Below are 18,543 nucleotides of genomic sequence, written 5' to 3'. Positions count from 1 at the left end.
CCGGCACGCCTGACCTGAGAAAAGACGGGGCGGACGCTGAACGGGGGAAGGAGGCCGGACGTACTACACGGCATCCCCGTCGGAGATCGGCCGGGGAGCAGACGCGCCGCACCTGGAGGGTCGTCCGTTGTTCAGCATCACCGTCCGCGATCACATCATGATCGCCCACAGCTTCCACGGCGAGGTCTTCGGACCGGCCCAGCGCCTGCACGGGGCCACGTTCCTCGTGGACGCCACCTTCCGGCGCGAACAGCTGGACGAGGACAACATCGTCGTCGACATCGGCCTGGCCACGCAGGAACTCGGCGCCGTCGTCGGCGGGCTGAACTACCGCAACCTCGACAACGAGCCCGACTTCGCGGGGGTCAACACCTCCACGGAGTACCTGGCCAAGGTCATCGCCGACCGGCTCGCCGAACGCATCCACAAGGGCGCCCTGGGCGAGGGCGCCAAGGGCATCGCGGGCATCGCCGTCACCCTGCACGAGTCGCACATCGCCTGGGCGAGTTACGAGCGTGCCCTGTGACCGACACGACGATCGACCTGCCCGGCACCGCCGTCGACGTGCCCGGCACGGCCGCCGGACGGGCCGGGACCGCCCGCCTGGACTACGTTCCGGTGCAGGCGGCCTTTCCGAGGAACGGCGGGATCATCCCCATGTCCCTGCGCTCCGTGCACTTCGTGATGCCGGGCGGTGTCGACGACCCGGCCGCGCCCAGCGGCGGCAACGCCTACGACCGCCGCGTGTGCCTGGACCTGCCCGGCTTCGGATGGCAGGTGCACCGGCACGCCGTGGCCGGTGACTGGCCCCGCCCGGACGCCGCCGCCCGCGCCGAACTCGCCCGCATCCTGCGCGAACTGCCGGACGGCGCCGTCGTCCTGCTCGACGGGCTGGTCGCCTGCGGGGTGCCCGAGATCCTCGTCCCCCGGGCGGAGGAGGGGCGGCTGCGCATGGCCGTCCTCGTGCATCTGCCGCTCGGCGACGAGACCGGGCTCGACGCGGCCGTCGCCGCCGAACTGGACGCCCGCGAGCGCGCGGTGCTGCGGGCGGTGCCCGCGGTGATCGCCACCAGCGACTGGGCCGTACGCCGTCTCGTCTCCCACCACGGCCTGGCCCCCGACCGCGTCCACGTCGCCGCCCCCGGCGCCGACATCGCGCCCCTCGCACCCGGCACCGACGGCGTCTCGCGGCTGCTGTGCGTGGCCGCCGTGACCCCGCGCAAGGGACAGCAGCGGCTCGTGGAGGCCCTGGCGGCGGTGGCCGACCTGCCGTGGAGCTGCGCGCTCGTCGGCGGGCTCGGACAGGACCCCGAGTACGTCGCGCACCTGCACGACCTCATCCGCGCACACGGCCTCGAGGACCGGCTGGAGCTGACCGGACCGCAGACCGGCGCCGCACTCGACGCCAGCTACGCCGCCGCCGACCTCATGGTGCTCACCTCGTACGCCGAGACGTACGGCATGGCGGTCACCGAGGCGCTGGCGCGCGGCATCCCGGTGCTGGCGACCGACGTCGGCGGGCTGCCCGAGGCGGTCGGCCGCGCACCCGACGGAGGAGTGCCCGGCATCCTCGTCCCGCCGGAGAACCCCGCCGCCGTCGCCGCCGAACTGCGCGGCTGGTTCGGCGAGGCGGACGTGCGGCGTCGGCTCAAGGCCGCCGCCCGCAGCCGGCGGGCCGCGCTCGGCGGCTGGGCGAGCACCGCGCAGAGCCTGGCGGCGGTACTGCGCCGGCTCCCCACCGGACCCCGGAGGGCCGCATGACGAAACCGGCGACCACCACCACCCGGCACGACGGGACGGTTCCGGCCCGGCCCGGCCCCGGGGACGCCGTGCTCCAAGGGGACACCGTGGAACCCCGGGCCACCGGCCCCGCCGGACCGTCCGTCGTCCCCGGCGCCGGCCCCGCGTCCCGCCCCGGCGAGCGGGCCACCCTGCGGCTGCGGGACACCGGCGACGACGAACCGGCCCGCTACGCCCCCGAGTGGCTCCAGCTGCGCGAACCGGCCGACGCCGACGCCCGCTCGCACGACCTGCTCGACCCGTTGCGCACCCGGCTCGCCCGGCTGCCGCGCCGGGCCGGCGGACTCGTCGTCCACGACATCGGCTGCGGCACCGGATCGATGGGCCGCTGGCTCGCCCCCCGCCTCGACGGCGCCCAGCACTGGGTCCTGCACGACCGGGACCCCTACCTCCTGCACTTCGCTGCCGTCGCCGCCCCGCGCTCCGCCGCCGACGGCAGCCGTGTCACCGTCGAGACCCGGCGCGGTGACGTCGCCCGGCTCACCCCGGACGTACTGACCGGCGCCTGTCTGGTGACGGCGTCCGCGCTGCTCGACGTCCTCACCCGCGAGGAGGTCGGCGCCCTCGCCGCCGCCTGCGCGGGAGCCGGCTGTCCGGCCCTGCTGACGCTGTCGGTGGCCGGACGGGTGGAGCTGACCGAGCCGCACCCGCTGGACCAGGAGATCATGGAGGCCTTCAACGCCCATCAGCGCCGGGGCGGGCTGCTCGGCCCGGACGCGGTCACCGTCGCCGCCGAGGTCTTCGCCGGGCACGGCGCGACCGTACGGCTCGCCCCGAGCCCCTGGCGGCTCGGTCCCGGGCAGTCCGCGCTGACCGGGCAGTGGCTGCGGGGCTGGGTCGGCGCGGCGGTGGAGGAGCGTCCGGAACTGGCGGCGCGTGCCGGCGGTTACCTGGCCGAGCGGCTGGAGGCCTGCGCGGCGGGGGAGTTGCGGGTCGTCGTCCACCACAGTGATCTGCTCGCGCTGTGCCGGCCGGTGGACGGGGCCGCATGAGTGCGCGGCTCCGCGACACTCCCGCCCGGCTCAACACCCCTGCCGTGCGCGCCCGTCTCGGCACGCTCGGCGGCGTCGCGATCCTCGCGGTCCTGCTGTGGCGCCTCGACACCGGGGTCCTCCTGGAGGGGCTGCGCCGCATCGACGGGCCGACGCTGCTCGCGGGGCTCGGGATCGGGCTGGTGACCACCGTGTTCAGCGCCTGGCGCTGGGCGCTGGTCGCCCGGGGGATCGGGATCCGGCTGCCGCTGGGGGCGGCCGTCGCCGACTACTACCGTGCCCTGTTCCTCAACGCGGCCCTGCCCGGAGGTGTGTGGGGTGACGTCCACCGGGCCGTGCGGCACGGGCGGAGCGCCGGGGACCTGGGGCGGGGGGTGCGGGCGGTGGTGCTGGAGCGGACCGCCGGGCAGCTCGCGCTGTTCGCCGCGGGGGCGGTGGTGCTGGTGAGCATGCCGTCGCCGGTGCTCGACGAAGTGCGGCAGGCCGCGCCGGTGGCCGGGCTCGGTGCGCTGGGGGCCTGTGCGGTGGTGCTGGCGGTGCGGATGAACCGGGCGCCGGGGCGGCGGGGGGTTGCTTCCGGGTTGCTCGCGGAGGCGCGTGAGGGGTTGTTCTCACGGCGCAACGCGCCCGGTGTGCTCGTCTCCTCCGCCGTCGTACTGGCCGGGTACGTCGCCATGTTCGTCCTCGCCGCCGAGGTCGCCGGAGCGGACGCGTCCGTGGCGGAGCTGCTGCCGCTCGCCGTGCTGGCGTTGCTGGCGATGGGGCTGCCGTTGAACGTGGGCGGGTGGGGGCCCCGGGAGGGGGTCACCGCCTGGGCGTTCGGGGCGGCGGGGCTCGGGGCGGGGCGGGGACTGACCGTCGCGGTCGTCTACGGCGTGCTCAGTCTCGTGGCCGGCCTGCCGGGTGTGGTGGTGCTGGTGGGCCGGTGGTACGCGGGGGTACGGGCCGGTCGCCGTGGGGCTGTCGCCCCCGCCGCCCCTTCCCTCCCCGTCCCCGGGGGCGTCGTCCCCGGACCCCCGGTCGGCCTTCGGCCCCGTCCTCGGACGCCGGACGGGCTGGAGGATGCGGGCGGGCTGGAAGAGGCGGGCGGGCCGGAAGAGGCGGGCGGGGTGGGGGACGGCCTTCGGCCCCGTCCTCAGACGCCTGTCGGGCTCGACGGCGCGGGCGGGCTCGAAGGGGCGTCGTCCGCCGACGTCAGCAGGGAGAAATACGCGGCGAACGAATCCGCCAGGCTCGCCAGGATTTCCCTGCCTTTCTCCGCCGTGCCCAGGGAAGGGCGGCCGATGACGCCGGAATCGGTGTAGGCGGACATGCCGGTGGTGAGGAGATGACGGCGGTCGTCCGCGACGTGATCGGAGGTCTCATAACCGGGGCGGAGCAATTCGGGATGGGTGTGGAGAAGAATGGAGGTCTCGATTTCGCCCGCGTGCATGTCGGTGAGGAGGGACGTGACGACGCCGGCCCGCGCACGCGCCGTCTCCCAGTCCTCCGGGGCCGGGAACAGCGCCATCCGCTCGCCGCGGGCGGAGGACTCCTGAACGACGTTGCCCAGGACGTAGTTTCCGCCGTGCCCGTTGACCAGCACCAGGGTGTCCACGCCCGACCGGCGGAGCGAGTCGGCGATGTCCCGCACCACCGCGTGGAGCGTGACGGAGGAGAGGGAGACGGTCCCCGGCCAGGCCGCGTGCTCGTGGGAGCAGGAGATCGTCACCGGAGGGAGGAGGTGCACCGGGTGGGCGTCGGCGATCTTCCGCGCGATCGCGCAGGCGACCAGCGTGTCGGTCGCCAACGGCAGGAACGGGCCGTGCTGCTCGAAACTCCCGACCGGAAGGACCGCGATCTGCCGTGAGACGCCGGCTCCCCGCTTGCGTACATCCTCATGTGTATCCGCCGGCAACAGACCGTGCACCGGGCCGTATGCCGCCGACCCCTTCTGTGAACCACCCATGTCGTCACGGCCTTTCGTCTCTGCTTAGGAACTCGGGAATCATGACAGAAAAAGTAGGCGTACTCGGCAAGAAGTCCCCGCGGCGGACCGGCGTGGAACACGTCGTGAACACGCCGCTGCCCACCGTGTACGGCACGTTCCGGGCGGCCGGCTACCTGGACCACGACCGCGGTGACGAGCAGGTCGCCCTGGTGTACGGCGACATCGGCACGGACGGTGTCCTCACCCGGCTGCACTCGGAGTGCCTGACCGGGGACGCCTTCGGGTCCCAGCACTGCGAGTGCGGCGACCAGCTGGCGTCGGCGCTGCGCGCTGTCGTCGCCGAAGGGGCGGGCGTGGTCGTCTACTTGAGGGGGCACGAGGGCCGCGGCATCGGGCTCCTCGGCAAGCTGCGGGCGATGGCCCTGCAGGCGGAGGGCCTGGACACCGTCGAGGCGAACCTGGCGCTCGGCCTGCCGGTGGACGCCCGCGACTACGGCGTCGCCGCCGGGATCCTCCAGGACCTGGGCGTGCGCTCGGTGCGGCTGATGTCCAACAACCCGCGCAAGCGGGAGGCGTTGGTACGGCACGGCATCCAGGTCGCCGAGCAGGTGCCGCTGCTGATACCGCCGTGCGAGAACAACATCACCTATCTGCGCACCAAACGGGAACGCCTCGACCACCACCTGCCCCATCTGGACGCGGTGGCCCACCTGTCCTGACGCCCGTCAGCGTGTCACCGCCTCGTGCACCAGCCGTTTGAGGTCCCGGAAGACGGTGTGGGACGCCCTGGGCCGCACCTGTGTGTGGAACTGCACGGTCAGGTCGCGGCCCGGGTCGACCCAGAACGTGGTCGTGGCCACCCCGCTCCAGCCGTAGCTGCCCGGAGCGGACGGGGCCTGGGTACGGGACGGGTCGACGACGACGGAGACGCCGAGGCCGAAGCCGACGCCCTCGTTGCCGGGCACGTCGTGTGCGGGGCGGCTGCCGAAGGCGCGCAGATCGGCGCCGCCGGGGAGGTGGTTGCGGGTCATCAGGTCCACGGTCGCCGGGGAGAGCAGGCGCACGCCGTCGAGTTCGCCGCGCCGGCGCAGCAGCTCCATGAAACGGTGGAAGTCGTGGGCGGAGGCCACCATGCCGCCGCTGCCGGACAGGAACCGGGGCCGGCCGCGCAGCGGCAGTCCCGCGATCGGCTCGATGCCGCCGTCGTCGGTCTCCCCGTACAGCTCCGCGAGCCGCTCCGCCTGCTCGTCCGTGACCTGGAACCCGGCGTCCGTCATGCCGAGCGGCCGGAAGATCCGTTCGGCGAGGAAGACGTCGAGCGGCCGGCCCGACACCACCTCGACGATCCGCCCCAGCACGTTCGAGGCGACCGAGTAGTTCCACTGCGTACCCGGATCGAACTGCAGCGGCAGACGCGCGTACACCTCGGTCGTCCCCGCGAGGTCCGCACCCGGCGCCACCGACGACTCCAGCCCGGCCGCGCGGTACAGCGCGTCGACGGGGTGGGAGTGGTAGAAGGCGAACGTCAGGCCGGCGGTGTGCGTCATCAGATGCCGTACGAGGAGGGGGCCGGCGGCGGGACGGGTCCGCACCTCGTCACCCGACCCGCTCGCGTACACGCGCGGCCGCGCGAACGCCGGCAGATGGCGGCCGACCGGGTCGTCCAGCGACAGGCGGCCCTCCTCCTCCAGCATCAGCGCGGCGACGGCCGTCACCGGCTTGGTCATGGAGTAGATCCGCCACAGCGTGTCGCTCTCCACGGGCAGCCCCGCCGCCACGTCCCGCGCCCCGTACGCCGTGAGGTGCGCGACGCGCCCGCCCCGGGCGACGGACACCAGGAACCCGGGCAGCCTCCCCTCGTCGACCAGGCGGGCGAAGTGCCGGTCCAGGCGCTCCAGCGCCCCCGCGTCCAGCCCGGCCTCGGCGGGATCGGCCTCTTGCCGCAGCACTGCCATCGCTCTCCTCGGGGGAACGCCGGCCCGGTGCGGGCCGTTGGACGAGTCATGACTCAGGACGCCGAACAGAACGCACTGCTCGCCCTGCTCTCCGAGCTGCACGGGGGAGTGCTCGTCACCCTGAAACGTGACGGACGGCCCCAGCTGTCGAACGTCATGCACGCCTACTACCCCGACGAGCGGGTCATCCGCGTCTCGCTCACGGACGACCGGGCCAAGACCCGCAACCTGCGGCGCGACCCCCGCGCCTCCTACCACGTCACCACCGACGACCGGTGGGCCTACACGGTCGCCGAGGGCACCGCCGACCTGTCGCCCGTCGCCGGGAACCCGTACGACGGGACGGTGGAGGAACTCGTCCGGCTGTACCGCGACATCAACGGCGAGCACGCCGACTGGGACGACTACCGCGCCGCGATGGTCCGCGACCGGCGCCTGGTGCTGCGGCTGCGGGTGGAACGGGCGTACGGCATCCCGCGCGGCGCCGGGGCGTAGCGGACGCCCCGGCGCGTACGGCGAGCGCCTCAGCCGCCGACGTACTGGGCGAGGTGCTCACCCGTGAGGGTGGAGCGGGCGGCGACCAGGTCGGCGGGGGTGCCCTCGAAGACGATCCGACCGCCGTCGTGACCGGCCCCGGGGCCGAGGTCGATGATCCAGTCGGCGTGCGCCATGACCGCCTGGTGGTGCTCGATGACGACGACCGACTTGCCGGAGTCCACGAGCCGGTCGAGCAGGCCGAGCAGCTGCTCCACGTCGGCCAGGTGCAGACCGGTGGTCGGCTCGTCGAGGACGTACACGCCGCCCTTGTCGGCCATGTGGACGGCCAGCTTCAGCCGCTGCCGCTCACCGCCGGAGAGCGTGGTGAGCGGCTGGCCGAGGGTGAGGTAGCCGAGCCCGACGTCCGCCATCCGCTCCACGATCCGGTGCGCCGCCGGGATGCGTGACTCGCCCGCGCGGAAGAACTCCTCGGCCTCGGTCACCGACATCGCGAGCACCTCGCTGATGTCGCGGCCGCCGAAGCGGTACTCAAGGACCGACGCGTCGAACCGCCTGCCCCCGCAGTCCTCGCAGGTCGTGGCCACGCTCTGCATGATCGCCAGGTCGGTGTAGAGGACGCCGGCGCCGTTGCAGGTGGGGCAGGCGCCCTCGGAGTTGGCGCTGAACAGCGCCGGCTTGACGCCGTTGGCCTTGGCGAACGCCTTGCGGATCGGGTCGAGCAGTCCCGTGTACGTCGCCGGGTTGCTGCGGCGCGAGCCGCGGATCGGGGTCTGGTCCACCGAGACCACGCCCTCGTGGGCCGGGACGGAGCCGTGGACGAGGGAGCTCTTGCCGGAGCCGGCGACGCCGGTGACGACGCAGAGCACGCCGAGCGGTATGTCGACGTCGACGTCCTGGAGGTTGTTGGCGTTCGCGCCGCGGATCTCCAGCGTGCCGGTGGCCTCGCGGACCGTCTCCTTCAGCTTGGCCCGGTCGTCGAGGTGGCGGCCGGTGACGGTGCCGCTCGCCCGCAGACCGTCGACGGTGCCCTCGAAGCAGACGGTGCCGCCCGCCGTGCCGGCGCCGGGGCCGAGGTCCACGACGTGGTCGGCGATGGCGATCGTCTCCGGCTTGTGCTCCACCACCAGCACCGTGTTGCCCTTGTCCCGCAGCCGCAGCAGCAGGTTGTTCATCCGCTGGATGTCGTGCGGGTGCAGGCCGATCGAGGGCTCGTCGAAGACGTAGGTGACGTCGGTGAGCGAGGAACCGAGGTGGCGGATCATCTTGGTGCGCTGCGCCTCACCGCCGGAGAGCGTGCCCGAGGCGCGGTCGAGCGAGAGGTAGCCGAGGCCGATCTCCACGAACGAGTCGAGGGTGTGCTGGAGCTTGACCAGCAGCGGCGTCACCGACGGCTCCTTGAGCCCGCGGACCCATTCGGCCAGGTCACGGATCTCCATGGCGCAGGCGTCGGCGATGTTGACCTCGCCGATCCTCGAGGAGCGGGCCAGTGCGCTGAGCCGGGTGCCGTCGCACTCGGAGCACTCGGTGAACGTGACCGCCCGGTCCACGAAGGCCCGGATGTGCGGCTGCATCGACTCGCGGTCCTTGGACAGGAACGACTTCTGGATCTTCGGGATCAGCCCCTCGTAGGTGAGGTTGACCCCGTTGATCTTCACCTTGGTCGGCTCGCGGTACAGGAAGTCGTGCCGCTCCTTCTTGCCGTACTCGCGGATCGGCTTGTCCTTGTCGAAGAAGCCCGACTCGGTGATGACCCGCACCACCCAGCCGTCGCCGGTGTAGCCGGGGATGGTGAAGGGGTCCTCGGAGAGCGACTTGGAGTCGTCGAACAGCTGCGTGAGGTCGATGTCGGAGACGGTGCCCCGGCCCTCGCAGTGCGTGCACATGCCGCCGGTGCGGCTGAAGCTGACCTTCTCCGTCTTCGTCCTGTCGGAACCGCGGTCGACGGTGAAGCCACCGGTCGCCGAGACCGAGGCGACGTTGAAGGAGTACGCGGCGGGCGGGCCGATGTGCGGCGTGCCGAGCCGGCTGAAGAGGATGCGCAGCATCGCGTTGGCGTCGGTGGCGGTGCCGACGGTGGAGCGGGGGTCGGAGCCCATCCGCTGCTGGTCGACGGTGATGGCGGTGGTCAGGCCGTCGAGCACGTCGACCTCGGGGCGGGCCAGGTTCGGCATGAAGCCCTGCAGGAAGGCGCTGTAGGTCTCGTTGATCAGCCGCTGCGACTCGGCGGCGATCGTGTCGAACACCAGGGAGCTCTTGCCCGAGCCGGAGACACCGGTGAACACCGTCAGCCGGCGCTTGGGGATCTCGATACTGACGTCCTTGAGGTTGTTCTCGCGCGCCCCGTGCACGCGGATCAGATCGTGGCTGTCGGCGGCGTGCGGCCCGGCCGGCTGCTGCTCTGTCCTCGTGGTCATGCTCACTGTTCCCCTCCGTCGGGCGGGGACCGCGTGCGCGGTCCCCGCCGGCGTCCCCATCGCGGCAAGGCTAGGCTAGGCGGCCCGTGGCCACCTGCGCTTCTTGATTCCTGACCGGTCGGGAACGCCTTCGGCCCGGGTCAGACCGTCACTTTCTCGGGCCGCTCCGCGCCCTCCCCGGCGACACGTTCGCCGAGCCGTTCGGTGGGGACGCGATGGGTCTCGCGGGCCGTGACCGCCGCGATGACCGGGGGTACGCACAGAGCGGCCGTGAAGAGGGCCACCGCCGTCCAGTCGTCGCCCTCGGGCCCGGCGATCCGCGCGGCGAACGTGACCGCGAACCCGGCCACCGCGAAGCCGATCTGCGTGCCGATCGCCACGCCCGAGAGCCGGACCCTGGTCGGGAACATCTCGCCGTAGAAGGACGGCCACACACCGTTCGCGGCGCTGTAGACCACGCCGAACGCGAAGATCCCGAGGAACAGGGTGAGCGGGTAGCTGCCGGTGGAGATCGCCCACAGGTAGAGGAACATCGTCACCGCGCTGCCGACGGCCCCGATCAGGTAGACGGGACGGCGGCCCACACGGTCGGAGAGCGCGGCCCACAGCGGGATCGCGGCCAGCGCGACGACATTGGCCAGCGCGCCCACCCACAGCATCGACGAACGGGACATGCCGACCGTGTCGCCGGTGGCGTACGCCAGCGCCCACACCGTGAAGATCGTGCTGACCGAGGCGATCAGCGCGCCCGCGACCACCCGCAGGACGTCCGCCCGGTGCTCGCGCAGCAGCACCACCAGCGGCAGCTTCACGACCCCCTCGCCGGCGGTCTGCTGCTCGAACGCCGGCGTCTCGTCCAGCCTGCGGCGGATGACCCAGCCGACGACGGCGACCGCGACGCTCAGCCAGAACGGCACCCGCCAGCCCCAGGACAGCAGCTGCTCCTCGGGCAGCGCGGCGATCGGGATGAAGACCAGGGTGGCCAGCAGTTGGCCGCCCTGGGTGCCGCTGAGGGTGAAGCTGGTGAAGAAGCCCCGCCGGTCCGGCGGCGCGTGTTCCAGGGTCATCGAGTTGGCGCTGGCCTGTTCGCCGGCCGCCGAGATGCCCTGCAGCACCCGGCACAGCACCAGCAGGACCGGGGCGAGGGTGCCGACCTGGGCGCGGGTGGGCAGACAGCCGATGAGGAAGGTCGACAGGCCCATCAGCATCAGCGTGAAGACCATGATCTTCTTGCGGCCGAGCCGGTCCCCGACGTGCCCGAGGAAGAGCGCGCCGATCGGCCGGGCCGCGTACGCGACACCGAACGTGGCCAGCGACAGCAGGGTCGCGGTGGCCGGGTCGGAGTCGTCGAAGAAGACCTCCGGGAAGATCAGCGCGGCCGCGCTGCCGTAGATGAAGAAGTCGTAGTACTCCAGGGCGCTGCCGATCCAGGCGGCGGCGGCCGCCTTCCTCGGCTGCCCGGGCGGGGAGGCGTCGCGGGGCGGTGCGGGGACGGTCACGGCGTGCTCCTTCGGGGGGACTCCACGACGGTACGCGGAGGACGAGCGGAGGGGAGTGGCCGATGTGCTAATTAACCCACTGGGTAGTTAGTAGCGGCTGGGTAGGGATGCTGCGCCCGGCCGCCCGCACTGTCAAGGGGTCGCGTCGTACGGATCTGCGGACCCGGTCCGCGGGCCGGGCTCAGTCCGCCGCGCGTTCCGCCGTCAGATAGGCGATCACCATGTCGCCCAGCATCGCCCGGTAGTGCTCGCGCCGGCCCGGGTCCACCAGGTCGCGGCCGAAGAGCGCGCCGAAGGTGTGCCGGTTGGACACCCGGAAGAAGCAGAAGGAACTGATCATCGCGTGCAGGTCCACGGCGTCGACGTCGGCCGTGAACAGTCCCGACTCCTGTCCGGCCGCCAGGATCCGGCGGATCACGTCCAGCGCGGGCGAGCCCATCCGTCCCAGTTCCTCGGAGGCCGCGATGTGCTCCGCGCCGTGGATGTTCTCGATGCTCACCAGGCGGATGAAGTCCGGGTGCCGCTCGTGGTGGTCGAAGGTCAGCTCCGCCAGCCGCCGGATGGCCGCCACCGGGTCCAGATGGTCCACGTCCAGCTGCTGCTCGGCCTCGCGGATCACGCCGTACGCCCGCTCCAGCACGGCCGTGAACAGCTGTTCCTTGCCGCCGAAGTAGTAGTAGATCATCCGCTTGGTGGTGCGGGTGCGGGCGGCGATCTCGTCGACGCGGGCCCCGTCGTAGCCGGCCCGGGCGAACTCCCGCGTCGCCACGTCGAGGATCTCGGCCCTGGTGCGGGCGGCGTCACGGATGCGCTCGCCGGGCCGTGCCGGTTCTTCGACGCTGGTCATCGGGTCCCTTCGGGCCGAGGGTGCAGTGCCGGTGATTCTAGAAGCAGTGCCCCGCCCGGCCCGACGGGTCTTCCCGCAGGCCCATGACGGCTGATATAGCTAACGTACTGGTTCGTACATTAGTGAGCCGCCTCTGGAGGTCCCGGTGCTCAAGGACTCTTATCTCGTCGGGCTGATCGGTTCCGGCATCGGCCCCTCGCTCAGCCCCGCGCTGCACGAGCGGGAGGCCGACCGGCAGGGCCTGCGCTACCTGTACCGGCTCCTCGACCTCGACACGACCGGTGTCCCGCCCGAGGCGGTGGGCGAACTGCTGCGCGCCGCCCGGCTGGTCGGCTTCGACGGGCTCAACATCACCCACCCGTGCAAGCGGCTCGTCGTCGAGCACCTGGACGCCCTCGACCCGCGGGCCGAGGCGCTCGGCGCGGTCAACACCGTCGTCTTCGAGGGCGGACGCGCCGTCGGCCACAACACGGACGTCACCGGCTTCGCCGCCGCCTTCGCCCGCGGACTGCCCGACGTCCCGCTGGAACGGGTCGTGCAGCTCGGCGCGGGCGGCGCCGGAGCGGCCGTCGCGCACGCCGCGCTCACCCTCGGCGCCGAACGGGTCACCGTCGTGGACGCGCTGCCCGGGCGCGCGGCCGAGCTGGCCGCCGCGCTGAACCGGAGCTTCGGGCCGGGCCGCGCCGCCGCCGCGCCCCCGGACCGGCTGCCGGAGCTGCTCGGCGCCGCCGACGGCCGCGGCGGCCTGATGCACGCCACCCCCACCGGCATGGCCGCCCACCCCGGCCTGCCCCTGCCGGCCGGGCTGCTGCACCCCGGACTGTGGGTCGCCGAGGTCGTCTACCGCCCGCTGGAGACCGAGCTGCTGCGCACCGCCCGCGCGGCGGGCTGCGCCACCCTCGACGGCGGCGGCATGGCCGCCTTCCAGGCCGCCGACGCGTTCCGCCTGATCACCGGCCGGGAACCCGACAGCGCGCGGATGCTCGCGGACCTCACCGAGCTGACCGACGGCGCCGTCGGGGCGCCGAAGTAGACCGAGAAGCCCTCACGGAAGCAACAGGTACCGACGTGCGCACGTCCATCGCCACCGTCTCCCTCAGCGGCTCCCTCACCGAGAAGCTCACGGCCGCGGCCCGGGCCGGCTTCGACGGCGTGGAGATCTTCGAGAACGACCTGCTCACCGCGCCGCTCACCCCTGAGGAGATCCGCGCCCGCTGCGCCGACCTCGGCCTGACCGTCGACCTCTACCAGCCGCTGCGGGACGTCGAGGCCGTGCCCGCGGACCTCTTCGCCCGCAATCTGCGCCGCGCCCGGCACAAGTTCGAACTGATGCGCAGACTGGGCGCCGACACGGTCCTCGTCTGCTCCAGCGTCGACCCGTCCGCCGTCGACGACGACGCCCTCGCGGCGCGGCAGCTGAGCGAACTGGCCGACCTGGCCGACGACTTCGGCATCCGGGTGGCGTACGAGGCGCTGGCCTGGGGCCGGCACGTCAGTACCTACGACCACGCCTGGCGCATCGTCGAGGCGGCCGGTCACCCCGCGCTCGGAACCTGTCTGGACAGCTTCCACATCCTCTCGCGCGGCAGCGACCCCGCGGGCATCGAGGACATCCCCGGCGAGAAGATCTTCTTCCTCCAGCTCGCCGACGCCCCGCTGCCCGCGATGGACGTGCTCCAGTGGAGCCGCCACCACCGCTGCTTCCCCGGCCAGGGCGGCTTCGACGTCGCCGGACTGGTCCGGCACGTGCTGCGCACCGGCTACGACGGGCCGCTCTCCCTGGAGGTCTTCAACGACGTCGTCCGGCAGGCCGAGGCCGGACCGACCGCCGTGGACGCCCGCCGCTCCCTGCTGATGCTCCAGGAGGAGGTGGGCGCGGCCGAACTCCCGGCGCCCGTCGTCCCCACCGGATTCGCCTTCGCCGAACTCGTCACGCCCGACCCGGCCCCCCTCGCCGGTCTGCTCGACGCGCTGGGCTTCGCCCGCACCGCCCGGCACCGCAGCAAGCCGGTCGACCTGTGGCAGCAGGGCGAGGCCCGGATCCTCGTCAACACCGGGGCGGCCGTACGGCGTGACGGCACCCGGCTCGCGGCCGTCGGGCTGGAGTCACCCGACCCCGCCGGCGCCGCCCGCCGCGCGGAGGCCCTGCTGGCGCCCGTCCTGCCGCGCCGCCGCGCCCCCGAGGACGCCCCGCTGGAGGCGGTCGCGGCGCCCGACGGCACGGAACTGTTCTTCTGCGGCACCCGGCCGCCCTCCGGCGACGGCTGGCGCTCCGACTTCGCGGACGTGGAGCACGCCCCCGCCGCCACGGCCGTACGGCACATCGACCATCTCGCCCTCACCCAGCCCTGGCACCACTTCGACGAGGCGGCCCTCTTCCACCGCGGCGTGCTCGGGCTGCTCGCCGACGAGAGCGTGGACCTCGCCGATCCCTACGGCCTGCAGCGCAGCCGCGCGGTCGGCAACGCCGACGGCAGCGTCCGCATCGCCCTCGGTGTCGGTGCCGCGCCCACCGACGACACCGTGCACGCCCAGCACATCGCGTTCGCCACCGACGACGTGGTCGCCGCGGCCCGCCGCTTCCGCGACGCCGGCGGCCGGCTGCTGCCGATTCCGGCGAACTACTACGACGACCTCGCCGCCCGCCACGAGTTCGCCGACGGCGAGCTGGAGACCTATCGCGACCTGGGCATCCTCTACGACCACGACGAGCACGGCACCCTCCGCCACTGCTACACCCTCACCGTCGGCCGCGTCTTCTTCGAACTCCTCCAGCGCGACGGCGGGCACCGCGGCTACGGCGCCCGCAACGCCCCGGTCCGCCTGGCCGCCCAGCACGCGGCCCACAAGGCCTGAGGCGGGGCCGCGTCGAGGTGGTCCCGCACCGGTTCGAACAGTCCGTACGGCACGTACCGCGGGATCCCGTCGTGCGCCGCCCGGGCCGGGCCGGCCACGTCGTCCCCGCTCGCGACGACCGCCTCGCCGCCGACGGGCCGGCACGCGATGCAGTGGATCTCCCGGCCCGTCACGGGGCGGACCCGTCGCCCCAGCACGTGCCGCGGGGTCACCAGGAGCCCGTTCCCGTCCCGGGGCTCACGCGCTGCGGCTTCCCCGGGGCTCTCCCGGGCCCGACCTTCCCGGCCGGGAACCGCCACGGGAGTGCGCCTTCCGCCACGCGCCGTCGCACGAGCAGGGCCCGCCCGTCCTGAACGACGACGGCGGCAGTGACCGCCGTCTCGGCCCGACCGGTCACGGAGCTTCCTTCCGTGCGCCGTCGTCATCGCTTCGCGCCGACGTGCGTCTCAGCCCTTGGCGGCGCCTCGACGGACGCAGGACGGCCGTGCCCGGGAGTCCTCGTTCCGGTCGTGGTCCGTGCGGACGGGCAGGGCGGGGGCGGTGGCGCGGTGGGTGCGGGTGCGGGCCTTCCACGGTGGGGTGGTAGTCAGCAGGAAGTCGATCCGGTCGGCGAACCGGGGCTCGGGGACGGGCAGTTCGATGTTCGGGTGGCGGTCGTAGTGAGGGGTGACGGCGTCGGCGACGTAGTTGGTCAGGGCGTCGACGCGGTGGGGCCGGTGGCGTTGGTCCGGGGCCGCGAGTTCGCTGAGGACGCGGAGCACGGTGGGGAGTCCGGTGTCGAAGTGGATGTCCGTGGGCGGGCATGTCCCGGCGACGGGAAGGGGTTCCGGCGCCCCGGCCTCGGGGACGACGTCGAGGCCGGTCTGCCGGGCGTAGAAGGCGGCGGCGTGCTGTTCGCCGCGGACGCGGTGGTGCAGCGAGAGGGTGTAGCAGGCCGGGGGGTGGCCGTCACCGGCGGCGTACTGCCACCAGAAGCGGGCGCCGTCCTCGAGGCCCGCGAGGTGAAGGGCGCAGCCCAGGAGCCAGGCGCTGTGGTGGTCGGGGACCTGGTCGGTGAGGAAGGCCAGGACGTCGGGGGTGACCGCGGTGACGGCGGTTTCGCACAGCGTGTGGAGCTGCCGGGCCGCGGCCGGGTCGGTGTGGTCGGGGCCGGCGGGCGGGGCCGCGGCCGGGAGGTGGCCGGGGCAGGTGCCGTCGTCGTGGGGGACGGTGTCGTCGGGGACGTCGGAGTGGTGCAGGCGGGCGCGGGCGAGGAGCTGGTCGATGGCAGACATGACGGGCGGGGTCACTCCCGGGTGTCGGGGGCGTCGAGGAGGGCCTCGACGGTGGCGCGGGCGTGGTGGTCGACGGCGTGGGCGATGGCGGGGCTCAGGCCGAGGACGTGGGGGACGCGCTGGTCGGGGATGCCGCACAGGTAGTGCAGGACGGCGACGTCCAGCTGGTCGTCGGGCAGGCGGCCGATGGCGTCGAAGAGATCGATCAGTTCGGACAGGGCGATCATGTGTCCGGGGTCCTGGCTGCTGCGGATCTCGCGGGTGGAGAAGACGGCGGCGCGCAGATCGGGCCGGCCTTCGTGGCGGGGGGCGCGGAGCATGACCCGGGAGCGCAGCAGGAGCCAGGCGTAGCGGTTGAGGTTCGCGCTGGCGGTGGCCTCGTTCCAGGAGAGCCACAGGATGTCGTTGGCTTCCGCGACGACGCCCCGGGCCCGCCGGTCGGTCAGGAGAAAGGCGCGGGCGTATTCCAGGTAGGGGTGGGACATGGTGTCGGTGAACGCCCGGTAGGCCAGCGGGGGGCCTTCGGCCTCGTGGGCGACCTGCTCGATGCACTGGCGGATCCACTCCGGGCCCTTGTGGGCCTCGCGGGCGGCGGCCGTCCACAGCCGGCACATGGGTGCCGTGGGCATGCCCAGGGCACGGATCACGCTGAAGGTGATCTCCCAGGCGGGGTAGTAGCCGTTTCCGCGCAGGAGCTCGCTGATCCGGGTCTTGGAGTAGCCGGACCGGTCGACGAGATCGTCCAGGGTCAGGCCGCTGGTGAAGAGCACGCTGCGGACGGGTTCGAGCCAGGCGCGGTGCAGCGGGCCGGCTCCCGGGGAGATGGGGGCCGGCGGGCGGCCCCGTCTGACGCTGTGGGGCGGGGGCTGGGCGGCATCGGACGACGGCATCACCGCGGCGCCTCCTGACCGTCCCGCCGCCGCCCGGTCGGGCCGTCGGCGGAGGACGGTGCGGCGTCCGCGGGACGGGAACGCCCGTCGGACACCGCGAGCGCCTGGACGACCTGCTGCACGAGCAGGCCCAGGGAGGGCAGCAGGACCGCTGCGGCGGCCGCGTGCCCGAGCACGGTCATCACCGTGCTCCATGTGAGGGCCGCCGCCAGGACGACAGCGGCCACCACCTTCTTACTCGACATCGCACTCGGTTTCTGTGAGCGAACGGCACCGACAAGACCTCCGTCAGGCGGTGCTGAAGCGCCATCAGGAAGGGACCGTCAGGATGACCGTACACAGGCACTCGACGCTATGTGATCATGGGATTACGGAACAATAAGAAGATCCGCCACCTTCCGCTCCTCCCCGCCACCCGCCTCGCGGCCCTCATAGCGCACGGGTTCATCCCTTTGAAGGGAAAAACGGCACTTCTGCTCTGCAATTGCACGCGATCCCTCATCATGGATGTTCCAAGGCGCCACTCGACGCCGCACCACGTGCGGCCCCCTGTGCTGAAGAAGGAAGAGGGGGCCGCACGACCCACCACCCGTGCGCCTCGGCACCATCCCGCTCCCAGGGGTGCGCCGGGTGCGGACCGGCGGCCGGTGCGGACCGGCCCGAGGGGCCGCTCCGCCGGCCGCCGATCCCCCGGCGGCGTTACGCCTTCTCCGCCGCCTCGACGGCGTGACCGCCGAACTGCTTGCGCAGCGCCGCGATCATCTTCATCTGCGGCGAGTCCTCCTGGCGCGAGGTGAACCGAGCGAACAGCGAGGCGGTGATCGCGGGCAGCGGCACGGCGTTGTCGATGGCCGCCTCCACGGTCCAGCGGCCCTCGCCCGAGTCCTCGGCGTACCCGCGCAGCCGCTCCAGGTGCTGGTCCTCGTCGAGGGCGTTCACCGCGAGGTCGAGCAGCCAGGAGCGGATGACGGTGCCCTCCTGCCAGGAGCGGAACACCTCCCGGACGTTGTCCACCGAGTCGGCCTTCTCCAGCAGCTCCCAGCCCTCGGCGTAGGCCTGCATCATGGCGTACTCGATGCCGTTGTGGACCATCTTCGCGAAGTGCCCGGCGCCCACCCTGCCCGCGTGGACATAGCCGTACGGGCCGTCCGGCTTGAGCGCGTCGAAGATCGGCTTCAGCCGCTCCACGTGCTCCTCGTCGCCGCCGACCATCAGGGCGTAGCCGTTCTTCAGACCCCACACCCCGCCGGAGACGCCCGCGTCGACGAATCCGATGCCCCGGGCGCCCAGCTCCCTGGCGTGCTTCTCGTCGTCCGTCCAACGGGAGTTGCCGCCGTCGACGACCGTGTCGCCGGGCCTGAGCAGGCTGCACAGCTGGTCGACGACGTGTTGGGTGGCGGCACCGGCGGGCACCATCACCCACACCGCGCGCGGCCTGTCGAGCCGGCCGACCAGGTCCGACAGGTGGTCGACGTCGGAGAGTTCGGGGTTGGTGTCGTACCCGATGACGGTGTGGCCGGCGTTGCGGAGGCGCTCGCGCATGTTGCCGCCCATCCTGCCGAGCCCAACAAGACCGATCTGCATGTCA

At 73.0% G+C, this 18,543-nt stretch carries 16 protein-coding genes and 1 pseudogene; 8 read left to right on the top strand and 9 right to left on the bottom strand.

Features of this window, described 5'->3' with window-relative positions; genetic code table 11:
- Nucleotides 1-127: 127 nt before the first annotated feature.
- From ACFY3N_RS14465 to ACFY3N_RS14450, 4 genes and pseudogenes are all read left to right on the top strand, one after another.
- The gene (locus ACFY3N_RS14465) at nt 128-526 is read left to right on the top strand and encodes a 6-pyruvoyl tetrahydropterin synthase family protein (protein ID WP_384716507.1); all 399 of its coding nucleotides are present in this window, start codon (nt 128-130) and stop codon (nt 524-526) included.
- Complete coding sequence (locus ACFY3N_RS14460; protein ID WP_390816990.1) at nt 523-1,761, top strand: glycosyltransferase family 4 protein; 1,239 nt, start codon at nt 523-525, stop codon at nt 1,759-1,761. Before ACFY3N_RS14465 ends, ACFY3N_RS14460 begins: the two co-directional genes overlap by 4 nt.
- A complete protein-coding gene (locus tag ACFY3N_RS14455; RefSeq protein WP_390816989.1) occupies nt 1,758-2,792 on the top strand; it encodes a trans-aconitate methyltransferase in 1,035 nt (344 codons plus the stop codon). Before ACFY3N_RS14460 ends, ACFY3N_RS14455 begins: the two co-directional genes overlap by 4 nt.
- Nucleotides 2,789-3,628, top strand: a pseudogene (locus ACFY3N_RS14450) (lysylphosphatidylglycerol synthase transmembrane domain-containing protein); the annotation flags it as partial. The gene ACFY3N_RS14455 and the pseudogene ACFY3N_RS14450, both read left to right, overlap by 4 nt.
- Nucleotides 3,629-3,927: 299 nt before the next feature.
- Here ACFY3N_RS14450 and ACFY3N_RS14445 read toward each other — a convergent pair.
- The gene (locus tag ACFY3N_RS14445) at nt 3,928-4,740 is read right to left on the bottom strand and encodes a creatininase family protein (protein WP_390816988.1); all 813 of its coding nucleotides are present in this window, start codon (nt 4,738-4,740) and stop codon (nt 3,928-3,930) included.
- A gap of 41 nt (nt 4,741-4,781) precedes the next feature.
- On the opposite strand from ACFY3N_RS14445, the gene ribA reads away from it, so the two are divergent.
- On the top strand, nt 4,782-5,441 hold the full coding sequence (ribA, locus tag ACFY3N_RS14440) for a GTP cyclohydrolase II (RefSeq protein ID WP_390816987.1): 660 nt from the start codon (nt 4,782-4,784) through the stop codon (nt 5,439-5,441).
- A gap of 6 nt (nt 5,442-5,447) precedes the next feature.
- Here the strand turns inward: ribA and ACFY3N_RS14435 are convergent, their stop codons facing one another.
- Entirely contained in the window at nt 5,448-6,677 is a 1,230-nt protein-coding gene (locus tag ACFY3N_RS14435; protein WP_390816986.1) for a serine hydrolase domain-containing protein, read from the bottom strand.
- Nucleotides 6,678-6,725: 48 nt separating this feature from the next.
- Here ACFY3N_RS14435 and ACFY3N_RS14430 point away from each other — a divergent pair, with 48 nt between their 5' ends.
- Nucleotides 6,726-7,172, top strand: a complete 447-nt coding sequence (locus tag ACFY3N_RS14430; RefSeq protein ID WP_390816985.1) for a PPOX class F420-dependent oxidoreductase — start codon at nt 6,726-6,728, stop codon at nt 7,170-7,172.
- Between the two features lie 29 nt (nt 7,173-7,201).
- Here ACFY3N_RS14430 and ACFY3N_RS14425 read toward each other — a convergent pair whose 3' ends face one another.
- The 3 genes from ACFY3N_RS14425 to ACFY3N_RS14415 all read right to left on the bottom strand — a co-directional run bounded on the left by ACFY3N_RS14425 (nt 7,202) and on the right by ACFY3N_RS14415 (nt 11,935).
- Nucleotides 7,202-9,589, bottom strand: a complete 2,388-nt coding sequence (locus ACFY3N_RS14425) for an ATP-binding cassette domain-containing protein (RefSeq protein ID WP_390816984.1) — start codon at nt 9,587-9,589, stop codon at nt 7,202-7,204.
- 140 nt (nt 9,590-9,729) lie between these two features.
- Nucleotides 9,730-11,088: an MFS transporter gene (locus ACFY3N_RS14420; RefSeq protein ID WP_390816983.1), complete on the bottom strand. Its 1,359-nt coding sequence runs from the start codon at nt 11,086-11,088 to the stop codon at nt 9,730-9,732.
- Nucleotides 11,089-11,269: 181 nt separating this feature from the next.
- Nucleotides 11,270-11,935, bottom strand: coding sequence for a TetR/AcrR family transcriptional regulator (locus tag ACFY3N_RS14415; protein WP_390816982.1), 666 nt, complete (start codon nt 11,933-11,935; stop codon nt 11,270-11,272).
- Nucleotides 11,936-12,080: 145 nt separating this feature from the next.
- Here ACFY3N_RS14415 and ACFY3N_RS14410 point away from each other — a divergent pair, with 145 nt between their 5' ends.
- Together ACFY3N_RS14410 and ACFY3N_RS14405 are read left to right on the top strand one after the other, a co-directional pair.
- Nucleotides 12,081-12,968 carry a shikimate dehydrogenase gene (locus ACFY3N_RS14410; RefSeq protein WP_390816981.1) on the top strand — a complete coding sequence of 296 codons (888 nt, stop codon included), beginning with the start codon at nt 12,081-12,083 and terminating at the stop codon, nt 12,966-12,968.
- 35 nt (nt 12,969-13,003) lie between these two features.
- Nucleotides 13,004-14,791 carry a bifunctional sugar phosphate isomerase/epimerase/4-hydroxyphenylpyruvate dioxygenase family protein gene (locus ACFY3N_RS14405; RefSeq protein WP_390816980.1) on the top strand — a complete coding sequence of 596 codons (1,788 nt, stop codon included), beginning with the start codon at nt 13,004-13,006 and terminating at the stop codon, nt 14,789-14,791.
- A gap of 446 nt (nt 14,792-15,237) precedes the next feature.
- On the opposite strand, the gene ACFY3N_RS14400 is transcribed toward ACFY3N_RS14405, so the two are convergent.
- The 4 genes from ACFY3N_RS14400 to gnd form a co-directional block, all read right to left on the bottom strand.
- The gene (locus ACFY3N_RS14400; RefSeq protein WP_390816979.1) at nt 15,238-16,065 is read right to left on the bottom strand and encodes a hypothetical protein; all 828 of its coding nucleotides are present in this window, start codon (nt 16,063-16,065) and stop codon (nt 15,238-15,240) included.
- Nucleotides 16,066-16,076: 11 nt separating this feature from the next.
- The gene (locus ACFY3N_RS14395) at nt 16,077-16,955 is read right to left on the bottom strand and encodes an XRE family transcriptional regulator (RefSeq protein ID WP_390816978.1); all 879 of its coding nucleotides are present in this window, start codon (nt 16,953-16,955) and stop codon (nt 16,077-16,079) included.
- Nucleotides 16,955-17,200 carry a hypothetical protein gene (locus tag ACFY3N_RS14390; protein WP_390816977.1) on the bottom strand — a complete coding sequence of 82 codons (246 nt, stop codon included), beginning with the start codon at nt 17,198-17,200 and terminating at the stop codon, nt 16,955-16,957. The genes ACFY3N_RS14395 and ACFY3N_RS14390 overlap by 1 nt, the downstream gene beginning before the upstream one ends.
- A gap of 454 nt (nt 17,201-17,654) precedes the next feature.
- Nucleotides 17,655-18,539 carry a phosphogluconate dehydrogenase (NAD(+)-dependent, decarboxylating) gene (gene gnd, locus ACFY3N_RS14385; protein ID WP_390816976.1) on the bottom strand — a complete coding sequence of 295 codons (885 nt, stop codon included), beginning with the start codon at nt 18,537-18,539 and terminating at the stop codon, nt 17,655-17,657.
- Between the last annotated feature and the right edge of the window lie 4 nt (nt 18,540-18,543).

The sequence above is a fragment of the Streptomyces sp. NPDC000348 genome (genome assembly GCF_042898795.1).
GTDB lineage: Bacteria > Actinomycetota > Actinomycetes > Streptomycetales > Streptomycetaceae > Streptomyces.
Note: the sequence above shows the minus strand (reverse complement) of the source record. Positions and strands in the feature narration are given on the sequence as shown.

Excerpts from the sequence above, each read along its gene's own strand:
- ACFY3N_RS14455 (WP_390816989.1), top strand. The coding sequence starts at position 1,758 with ATGACGAAACCGGCGACCACCACCACCCGGCACGACGGGACGGTTCCG.
- ACFY3N_RS14445 (WP_390816988.1), bottom strand. The coding sequence starts at position 4,740 with ATGGGTGGTTCACAGAAGGGGTCGGCGGCATACGGCCCGGTGCACGGT.
- ribA (WP_390816987.1), top strand. The coding sequence starts at position 4,782 with ATGACAGAAAAAGTAGGCGTACTCGGCAAGAAGTCCCCGCGGCGGACC.
- ACFY3N_RS14435 (WP_390816986.1), bottom strand. The coding sequence starts at position 6,677 with ATGGCAGTGCTGCGGCAAGAGGCCGATCCCGCCGAGGCCGGGCTGGAC.
- ACFY3N_RS14430 (WP_390816985.1), top strand. The coding sequence starts at position 6,726 with ATGACTCAGGACGCCGAACAGAACGCACTGCTCGCCCTGCTCTCCGAG.
- ACFY3N_RS14425 (WP_390816984.1), bottom strand. The coding sequence starts at position 9,589 with ATGACCACGAGGACAGAGCAGCAGCCGGCCGGGCCGCACGCCGCCGAC.
- ACFY3N_RS14415 (WP_390816982.1), bottom strand. The coding sequence starts at position 11,935 with ATGACCAGCGTCGAAGAACCGGCACGGCCCGGCGAGCGCATCCGTGAC.
- ACFY3N_RS14400 (WP_390816979.1), bottom strand. The coding sequence starts at position 16,065 with ATGTCTGCCATCGACCAGCTCCTCGCCCGCGCCCGCCTGCACCACTCC.
- ACFY3N_RS14395 (WP_390816978.1), bottom strand. The coding sequence starts at position 16,955 with ATGCCGTCGTCCGATGCCGCCCAGCCCCCGCCCCACAGCGTCAGACGG.
- ACFY3N_RS14390 (WP_390816977.1), bottom strand. The coding sequence starts at position 17,200 with ATGTCGAGTAAGAAGGTGGTGGCCGCTGTCGTCCTGGCGGCGGCCCTC.
- gnd (WP_390816976.1), bottom strand. The coding sequence starts at position 18,539 with ATGCAGATCGGTCTTGTTGGGCTCGGCAGGATGGGCGGCAACATGCGC.